Origin of the sequence: Acinetobacter sp. BWR-L5 (assembly GCF_039655985.1) — a bacterium.
Lineage (GTDB): Bacteria > Pseudomonadota > Gammaproteobacteria > Pseudomonadales > Moraxellaceae > Acinetobacter > Acinetobacter johnsonii.
This window is the reverse complement of the sequence record NZ_JAGFEV010000008.1, coordinates 126,997-136,339: the sequence shown is the minus strand read 5'-3', so window position 1 is coordinate 136,339 and position 9,343 is coordinate 126,997. Positions and strand designations below refer to the sequence as shown.

The 9,343-nt window shown below is 41.9% G+C and carries 7 protein-coding genes; 1 reads left to right on the top strand and 6 read right to left on the bottom strand.

The annotated features are described in order from the left end of the window. The first annotated feature begins 666 nt into the window (after nt 1-666). Nucleotides 667-1,824 carry a PQQ-dependent sugar dehydrogenase gene (locus JZ787_RS14740; protein WP_126039052.1) on the top strand — a complete coding sequence of 386 codons (1,158 nt, stop codon included), beginning with the start codon at nt 667-669 and terminating at the stop codon, nt 1,822-1,824. Between the two features lie 34 nt (nt 1,825-1,858). Here the strand turns inward: JZ787_RS14740 and JZ787_RS14735 are convergent, their stop codons facing one another. The 6 genes from JZ787_RS14735 to ribF form a co-directional block, all read right to left on the bottom strand. After that, a complete protein-coding gene (locus tag JZ787_RS14735) occupies nt 1,859-2,893 on the bottom strand; it encodes a TauD/TfdA family dioxygenase (protein WP_346312707.1) in 1,035 nt (344 codons plus the stop codon). Between the two features lie 645 nt (nt 2,894-3,538). Beyond that, a complete protein-coding gene (locus tag JZ787_RS14730; RefSeq protein WP_346312706.1) occupies nt 3,539-4,081 on the bottom strand; it encodes an NAD(P)H-dependent oxidoreductase in 543 nt (180 codons plus the stop codon). 155 nt (nt 4,082-4,236) lie between these two features. Continuing rightward, nucleotides 4,237-4,719: a peptidylprolyl isomerase gene (locus tag JZ787_RS14725; RefSeq protein WP_004684162.1), complete on the bottom strand. Its 483-nt coding sequence runs from the start codon at nt 4,717-4,719 to the stop codon at nt 4,237-4,239. After that, the gene (gene lspA, locus JZ787_RS14720) at nt 4,712-5,251 is read right to left on the bottom strand and encodes a signal peptidase II (RefSeq protein ID WP_010325539.1); all 540 of its coding nucleotides are present in this window, start codon (nt 5,249-5,251) and stop codon (nt 4,712-4,714) included. The genes JZ787_RS14725 and lspA overlap by 8 nt, the downstream gene beginning before the upstream one ends. Further along, entirely contained in the window at nt 5,244-8,087 is a 2,844-nt protein-coding gene (ileS, locus tag JZ787_RS14715; RefSeq protein WP_346312705.1) for an isoleucine--tRNA ligase, read from the bottom strand. The genes lspA and ileS overlap by 8 nt, the downstream gene beginning before the upstream one ends. Before the next feature lie 64 nt (nt 8,088-8,151). Further along, nucleotides 8,152-9,153 carry a bifunctional riboflavin kinase/FAD synthetase gene (gene ribF, locus JZ787_RS14710; RefSeq protein WP_346312704.1) on the bottom strand — a complete coding sequence of 334 codons (1,002 nt, stop codon included), beginning with the start codon at nt 9,151-9,153 and terminating at the stop codon, nt 8,152-8,154. Between the last annotated feature and the right edge of the window lie 190 nt (nt 9,154-9,343).

Sequence of the window (9,343 nt, the reverse complement as noted above, 5' to 3'; positions counted from 1 at the left end):
AACCTCTTAGCGCTGATGGTAGTGTGGAGTTATCCATGTGAGAGTAAGTCATCGCCAGCTCATTAATTCAAAATCCCCCTAACTTAACGGTTAGGGGGATTTTTTTATGCTGAAAATATTAAAAATAAAAAGAGTAGAGCGGAGAATGCGCCATTTAATAGGGGCCTCTAAAATTTAATAGGTTTAGTTTCTCCCTTGAATTTGATGGTTTTTTCTTTACTACAAGAAATTTTAACCAAGTATTTGTATATATTTTGAGTAACTGAACAGCTATTTCATTTATATCCGTTGGAAAAGAATGGCTTAGTTAACTCGTGATCATGCAAAATATGCCAAAACAGGTTTTGATTTAGATTTTAATGTACTCAATAAAAAAGAAACCCCAACATCCTGTCGAGGTTTCTTTGTATTTCAGTGTTTAGATACAACTCCTGTCATATCTCACATCCTGATGCTCAAACTGATTATTGTTGTTTTAAGTTTGGGAAACGTCCTGTCTCCTGATGTATTTAATATACGTTGTAAGCTGTTTTAAGGCTAGTGGTCACTTTCCTCAGTATTTGTAAGCTTTGACTTACATAGATTCATCTTGTTACCAAAGCGGATAACCTTGTACTTATAATTTCTCTACAATGAATGGTGATCGTGCATTTAATGGGGAAGGCAATGCTGAGAAAAAAAGCTTTTTGTTTGTTGATGACAGTGAGTGCATTTTTTGGATTAATGGCATGTCATGCACAAAGACCAGCGGAGTCAGCAGCACAGGAACAACAGGCTAGTTCTGCTTCTTTAGGTACATCTATGCACCTCAAGCGTATTGCTGAATTTAATGAGCCATGGGCATTAGCGGTATTGCCTGATGGGCGGTTATTAATTACAGAAAGATCTGGGCAGTTGATTTTATTTAATCCTATAGATCAGACAAAGACTCTCATTAGGAATATACCTAAAGTGGCTTATGGTGGTCAGGGCGGATTAGGTGATATTGTTTTACATCCTGAGTTTGCACAAAACCATCAAATTTATCTTAGCTATGCAGAAGCAGGGCAAGGTGGTTATGGTGCGGTCGTGATTCGTGCTAATTTGAATTTAGATCAGGCAAAGCCACAATTAGATAATCTTCAAACGATATGGAAACAAGTACCCAAGGTGCGCGGGCAGGGACATTATGCACATCGGATATTATTTGATAGCGCAGGGAAATTATGGATTAGTTCGGGAGAACGGCAAAAGTTTGATCCTGCACAAGATTTAAAATCGAACCTTGGAAAAATGATTCGTTTGAATGATGATGGTTCGGTTGCCTTAGATAATCCATTTCAGGCGCAGGGGGATATCGCAAAACAAATATGGAGTTTGGGGCATCGTAATCCTTTAGGAATGGCTTTGGATGCCAAAAAACAACTGTGGGTGGTTGAGATGGGACCTAAAGGTGGGGATGAACTCAATTTAATTCAAAAGGCTAAAAACTATGGTTATCCAATCGTTTCGAATGGTGATCATTATAGTGGTTTGAATATCCCTGACCACGCCACGCGGCCTGAGTTTGAAGCGCCAAAATTAGATTGGACCCCTGTAATTTCTCCATCGAGTTTGATTTTTTATACGGGACAGATGTTTCCAAAGTGGCAGGATAAAGCCATCATTGGTGGGCTTTCATCTAAAGTATTAATTATTGTAGACACCACAGCACAGCCGGTAAAAGAAATCCAACGGATAGATATGAAAGAACGTATCCGTGGTTTACAACAAGCGAAAGATGGCAGTATTTGGGTGATTGAGGATGGGAAACATGCAGATTTAATTCAGCTGCTTTCACATTAATCACCCAAACAGAGTGTTGCTAAAAAAGACGGTCTTAAAGCGCAGCATGTCGATCGGCATTGAAGACATTGGCTTGGATCTGCATCAGTTTTCGTTGTCCTTGTTTGCCATTCATCCGCCAATGGGCAATTTTAATATTATCGACCAAGGCGACATCCCCTTTTTGCCACTGGAGCAAGAGTGCATCGTTATATAAGGCTTCAAAGAAGTGCTGTTTTTCCTGATCGGTCCATTCAATTTTTTCACCTTCATGGGTAAAAAGTTCCCATGGCAGTTGCATGCAATTAGCCGAGGGGTCTGGTTGAAGCTTTCCTCGCTGCTTAAAGCTTTTTTGTGCAGCTTGATGGGCAAAAGCGTTGGTATTGTTTGCAAAAGCCCACGGCTGGATCATCAATTTTTGCGTGTTCGGGTGTATGACAACGAAAGGTGAGCGTTTTAAGGTAAGTTTGTTTTCTTTATTTGATTTTTTCTGGAAACCAACTGAGATTTTATTGAAGGTCAATCGATCAAATAGATTAAGCTTACGTGTTGAAATATAAGAAAAATGATTCCATGCGCCTAAGTATTTTTGTTGTACGCTAACTGGAAAATGGGCCCAAATTTTTTCGAGGTTATTAAACCCGGTTTCGAGTAAGTGGTCCGCGGGTTCTTGGCAAAACAAGGCAATATAACGCGAGCGAGCCGAGTATAGGCCACCTTCGACATGTGGACCTTGAATTGAGTTTTCAACAGAGCCTAATTGCACCGTATTGTGGTTGAGATAAGGTCTATCATCACCTGCACGATTCTCGCTATATTTACGAATGAGAGAGGCGAACCAACCTGATTTTTTAGGCGTAAATGTATGCCAAGGTTCAAGCTGAAAATGATGTTCGATCAACTCATGAAATTCATACTGACGTTGTAATTTAAAGCCACGAAATAATAAGATGCCGTACTGATGCAACTCGTGCATAAGTTCTGTGCGATGGACTCTAACATAGGCGGCTAGAGCATCTACATCTGTATATTCGGGGTCAGCGACATAAATTTTGCAATAATCATTTAAAAGTGTGGTGTTTAGTTGCATGTGAATGGTCTCTATTTTTGTTTTTTTAATTTATTGTATTGGACTGAAGCATTTTGGCTAAAGCGGCAAATGTTCAGTGGGCGAGAGTATAAAGTGTAGTGCGAGCGCCAGATGTAATATTTCGTTGTACAGAAGAACATACCGACAAACGGTGAAAGTCTTAATATTTGATGGATCTAATTTATAGATTAGCGCTTAAATATGTACGTTGGACGGAAATGATTACTTGGGAAGAATTATGTGTTTATCTATATGTTTTATATCATTATTTTTGTAATATTTAAGTTGAGAAAGACATCCAGTCAGACCAATTTTAATTTGTATTCACGAGTTTCTTCTAAAGTATTGAAGCATATAAGAGGTTCGTTAATATCTGATCGTGATTTGGGCTTTTAGAGAAATATTGAGCTAAAAATCAATACAATTAAAAAGCCCCCGACATCCTGTCGAGGGCTTTTTAAATTCTTTCAAGCGGTATAACTCCTGTCCTACCGATCAGCATCCTGCTGTGTATATTGTTATTTTTGTTTTTCATCTGAGACATCCTGTCTCTGTATGATTTAACTATAGCGTCGATGCTGTTTATTGAAAAGCCGACAAATACTCAAGTTACTGTAAGCAATAGCGTACAGAAGAATCTCATGCTTATGCGCTGACATATTTAATGAGTTTATCAATTGCTGTTTTTAGATTCTTCTCATCAAAAGGATTTGGTTCAAAATCTGCGGTTTTATTGCGTGAAAAAATATCTCGAATTTCAATCACCGCATTGGTATCCACCAGACCGAGCTGAGTACCGACTTGGCGAATTTGGTCGATGGAGCGTGAGCCATTGGTCCCGCCATAACTGATATAGGCTGCAGGTTTGCCTTGCCATTCTTTGCCTAAGTAATCCAAGGCATTTTTAAGTGCAGGGCTATAACCATGATTGTATTCGGGGCTAATGAAAATAAAGGCATCGCCTTGCGCAATGTGGTCGGCCCATGCTTGTTGTTTGGGTTGATCATAAATCCCTGTCATTGGGGGATTTGCACCTGAAAAAATCGGCAACCCCCACTCTTTTAAGTCGACCAATTCGAGTTGGACCGTATTGAGCCCAAGTTGTTCAAAGCCTTGTTGCACCCATCGTGCAACTTTAATGGCTGTCCGACCTTCGCGCACACTGCCTATAATGACCTGAATTTTCATGAAAAATCCTTGGGAAAATAAATGTGATTACGCTACGGTAGTATGAAAATTAGGCTTTGCATAGATTGAATATGTATCTGATAGAAAAATGTTTAAGGCATTAAAAAAGCCCCCGAAGGAGCTTTAGCTGACACACAGACAGTCGATCTGTCTTTTTACATAATTTTAATGCCTTGTTGGCCTGCAGGCGTCACTTTGAAGATTTCCACTTCAAAGGTAATATCTTTACCTGCCAATGGATGGTTAAAGTCGACTTCGGTGATGTCATCACCTACAGTTTTAACCACACCATAAAGACTTTGTTTGGCTTTGTCTTCAAACTCGATCATGTGCCCTTCAATAGGACGCTGTTCAAATTTGACTGTATCAAACTGTTGTACGTTTTCAGGATTCCACGGGCCAAAAGCATCTTCTGGTGGTAGGCTCACTGTACGACGGTCGCCAGCACGTAAACCAAACAGTGCTTTTTCAAAACCAGGTAGTAAGCTGCCATCACCCATTACAAGGCTCACAGGCTCTTCACGGCTACGTGTGTTATCAATTTCTACGCCATTTTCAATGCAAACAGAAAAATGTAACTCTACTTTTGAACCTTCGCTTACGCGAGTTTCTTCATTGGGATTAATAAAATCAGTCATGGTTTACTTCGGCACGTTGGATACGGTTTTTTTCGAGAAAAAAGGTATCGATCAACAAAAGGATCGTTCCTAGTGTAATCGCACTATCTGCAATATTAAACGCAGGGAAGTGGCTGTTTTGATAGTACACATGAATGAAATCAACCACGTAGCCTAAGGTTACACGGTCAATTAAATTCCCTATAGCACCACCTAAAATAAGGGCAATCGCGATGGGCAGCACTTTCACGGTTTTAGGCATACGCATTAGCCAAAACAGAAAAATGACAGACACAATACCTGCAAGAGAGGTAAAGAAATAGCGTTGCCAGCCGCCCGCATCGGACAAGAAACTAAAGGCTGCGCCATAGTTATGCAATAAAGTCCAATTTAAAAAGGGCAGGACTGGTACTGGATCTGCATAATTCAGATGGGTACTGGCAATCCATTTGGTCCATTGATCTAAGACAATGGCTAGAATAGCCAAACCTACCCACACCAAATTGTGCGGATAGAATTGGAATAAGCCCTTTTTATGTTGTGGGTTAGGCATACTTTCTCTCTTCGCCTTGGCCTGTAGGAAGGTTGATAATACAACGACCACATAGACCTGGATGTGTAACATGTGTATTCACATCTGGCAGCACATGCCAGCAGCGTACACATTTTTCACCATCAGCCGCCGAGACTTGAACATTCAGACCTGCCAGATCAGAGGCTTCACCTTGAGTTGCATCGAATGCATTGACCAAGACTTGTGAAGTGATCATAACAAAGCGAAGTTCATCATCTAGACGATCCAGTACGTCTTTGAGTTCTGCATCTGCCCACAGTTCAACTTTGGCAGAGAGATTTGAACCCACAATTTTCGCGGTACGCGCAGTTTCGATGAACTTGTTCACCGCAGACTTCACTGCAATCAGGGTTTGCCAATCGGCTTCAGACAACAAGTTTGCTTTTGAAGCCACAGGAATGTCATACCATTCCGCAGTGAACACATATTTCTCAGTTTGCTCTGGAATGAGTGGCCATGCTTCTTGAGCAGTAAAGCTCAAAATTGGTGACATCCAACGTACAAAGGCTTGAACCAAATGATACAGCGCAGTTTGAGCTGAATGGCGCGCTTGTGAATCGGCTTTGGTGGTGTACTGACGGTCTTTGATGATGTCGAGGTAGAAACCACCCAAGTCATTGATACAGAAATTGGTTAGTGCATTTGCCACGATATGGAAGTTCATATCTTCATAGGCTTGTTGAATGGTTTTCTGTACGTCCGCTGCACGTTGCAAGATGTATTGATCAAGTGCGATCAATTGATCTACAGGCAGTGCATCCGTCGATGGTTTGAAACCATTTAAGTTTGCCAATAAAAAACGTAACGTGTTACGAATACGGCGGTAGCCATCTGATGCACGGTTAAAGATTTCTTTACCAGCAGTCATTTCATAACGGTAATCGGCCGATGCAATCCAGAAACGTAAGCCGTCTGCACCCATATCTTTAATAATGTCTTGTGGGGTGATGATGTTGCCCAAAGATTTTGACATCTTACGGCCTTTTTCATCCACCACGAAGCCATGGGTCAGTAAGCCTTTGTACGGCGCACGTTCATTGATGGCAATTGAGGTGAGCAATGAAGACTGGAACCAACCACGGTGTTGGTCTGAACCTTCAAGGTATAAATCAGCAGGATCGGTGAGTTCTTCACGTTCACGCAGTACGGCATAGTGAGTTGTGCCTGAGTCGAACCACACGTCTAAAGTGTCACGCACACAGTTGTACTGTTCCGCTTCATCACCAATAAAGTCTTTCGCTTCACGGTTATACCAAGCATCAATCCCTTCTTGCTCGATCAATTTCGCGACTTCTTCGATCAACTCTGCTGTGCGCGGATGGAGCTCGTTGGTGTCTTTATGCACAAAGAATGGGATTGGCACGCCCCACGTACGTTGACGTGAGATACACCAGTCTGGACGACCTTCGATCATGGCTTGAATACGATTTTTACCCCAATCAGGCACAAAACTGATCTCGTTTTCAATCGCATTTAACGCGTTTTGACGCAAGCCTTGTGCATCCATGCTGATAAACCACTGTGGGGTCGCACGGAAGATAATCGGTGTTTTATGGCGCCAGCAGTGTGGGTAGCTGTGTTTGATTGGTTGATGTGCCCATAAGCGACCAACTGCACCCAAAGCTTCAATGATTTTTGGATTGGCTTTGTAGATGTGCTCGCCTGCAAAAATTGGTGAAGTTGGTAAATACACACCATTACCGCCCACTGGGTTTTCAACTTTTAAGTTGTACTGTAAGCCAACTTTATAGTCGTCCACACCATGGCCCGGTGCCGTATGTACCGCCCCTGTACCGCTGGTTGCAATGACATGTTCACCTAAAATCACAGGCACTTGGCGATCGGTCAGTAACGGGTGTTGTAATAATAGGTTTTCGATTACTGAGCCGTTAAAATCAGCGAGAACCACAGGGTTTTCAAGCTTATAACGCTCAACTGCCGATTCAACCAAGTCTTTAGCTAAAATAAAGTTTTGCACGCCACGGTCGGTGCTAACTTGAACAAGTTGATAGTCAATTTCAGCATGGACGGCAACCGCTTGGTTTGCAGGCAAAGTCCAAGGCGTGGTGGTCCAAATTACGATATCTGTTGCAGCGTCTACGTTGATATTTAAACGTGCGCTTAAGTCTTTTAAGTCGACAACCGTAAAGCCAACGTCAATCGCGTCAGATTTTTTATCTTCATATTCCACTTCGGCTTCAGCCAAAGCTGAACCACAGTCTAAACACCAATTCACAGGTTTAAGACCTGGTTCGATATGGCCTGCTTTTGCAATCGCGCCAACAGAGCGCACAATGTCCGCTTCCTGCTTGAAGTTCATGGTCAGGTAAGGATTGTCCCAGTCACCAAACACGCCCATACGTACAAAGTCTTTCTTTTGCAGTTCAACTTGGGTGTAAGCATATTCACGGCAGGCTTTACGGAAAGTAGAAGCATCCACCTTCACGCCCACTTTACCGACTTTCTCTTCTACTTTCAGTTCAATCGGAAGGCCGTGACAGTCCCAACCCGGTACATAAGGGGCATCGAAGCCGTCGAGAATACGACTTTTAATAATGATATCTTTTAAAACTTTATTGACCGCATGACCCAAGTGAATTTGGCCATTTGCATAAGGAGGACCGTCATGCAGAACATATTTTTTCTTGCCAATACGCGACGCACGAATCTGCTGATAAATGTTGTCGGCATACCACTCTTCTAACCATTTTGCTTCACGCACCGCAAGGTTTGCTTTCATGGCAAATTCGGTACCTGGGAGGTTGAGTGTGGCTTTATAATCCACTGCATTTTCAGTAGTTTGCTTATCGCTCATGCAAGATGTCTTCCAATTTAATCAGCGGCTCGGCTGACGCGTTTTACATAAAATTGATTGGTATTTAAAAGGGATATGTGGGGGTGTTTTGGCGGAACTCAAGCAGTTTCACCACATCATCATCAATTCCCGCTTTTAGTGCTTCCAGCGAAGGGTAGTTCTTTTCACCATGTAAGTAGTTCAAGAAAGTGACCCGCATTAACAAGCCATACAGATTAGCAGAAACATCAGGGAAATGTACTTCTAATCGCCATTCTGGCTGTGCTTGTTGAATGGCTGGACGTGTTCCGACATGACCCGCACCAAAAAGCGCTGAATGGTCATATCCTGCAACCCCTAATCGATCAGGGTGGTCTGCTTTCACTTTGTCGCGTAAAGACGTGGTTTCACACATCACATCTACACCATAAATGCCGTTTAAACAGGGTTTATGTCGGTTTAAACGTACATTAATGGTTGGAAAATCAAGGGTTCGGCCAATTTGGTCGCCATATTGTACGCGACCCGTAATACTATAAGGGCGCCCCAATAACTGAGCAGCCAGCGCCAAGTCCCCTGCGGCTAGTGTTTGGCGAATCCGAGTTGAACTGACGCGTTCACCTTCTGAGAGGATGGTTTCTAGATTGTGGACTTGAAAACCATAGTTTTCTAGAAACTCACTGTTGCCTTGGCGGTTTTTACCAAAGTGAAAGTCATCACCTAAAACCAAACTTTGGGCATGGAGTTTTTCTTTTAAAATATCGGCAAATTGTTCTGCACTTAAACTTCGGAAGCTGTTGTCAAATTTTGCGACCGCAATATAGTCCACACCTAGCTCAGTTAAATATTCGACTTTCTCACGCAATGATGAAATACGCGGTGGAGCATCATAACCTTTAAAGAATTCAAGTGGTTGAGGCTCAAAAATCATCACCACTGTTTTTAGATTTTGTTGTTTTGCAACGGCTTTGAGCTGATGAATCATGGCTTGATGACCCAAATGCACCCCGTCAAAATTACCGATGGTGACAGCGGTTTTTTCTAATTGGGTATTTGAGGGCAAAGCATTTAGACGGAGCAGCTTCATGGGCAAATCAAGTGCTTGGAATTAAGAACGGCTTATATATTGCCATATTCTTGGGCATTCGTCTTGTGGTTGTTTTTTGACAACGCAAAATTTAGTGCAAAGTATATTTATATCAATTTTATTGATTTATTTAATATAAATTAATCAATTTTTCTTATTTGTGGATTTGATTAGTATAAATGTAGATTTT

Coding starts and splice junctions, on each gene's coding strand:
- JZ787_RS14740 (WP_126039052.1), top strand. CDS start 667: ATGCTGAGAAAAAAAGCTTTTTGTTTGTTGATGACAGTGAGTGCATTT.
- JZ787_RS14735 (WP_346312707.1), bottom strand. CDS start 2,893: ATGCAACTAAACACCACACTTTTAAATGATTATTGCAAAATTTATGTC.
- JZ787_RS14730 (WP_346312706.1), bottom strand. CDS start 4,081: ATGAAAATTCAGGTCATTATAGGCAGTGTGCGCGAAGGTCGGACAGCC.
- JZ787_RS14725 (WP_004684162.1), bottom strand. CDS start 4,719: ATGACTGATTTTATTAATCCCAATGAAGAAACTCGCGTAAGCGAAGGT.
- lspA (WP_010325539.1), bottom strand. CDS start 5,251: ATGCCTAACCCACAACATAAAAAGGGCTTATTCCAATTCTATCCGCAC.
- ileS (WP_346312705.1), bottom strand. CDS start 8,087: ATGAGCGATAAGCAAACTACTGAAAATGCAGTGGATTATAAAGCCACA.
- ribF (WP_346312704.1), bottom strand. CDS start 9,153: ATGAAGCTGCTCCGTCTAAATGCTTTGCCCTCAAATACCCAATTAGAA.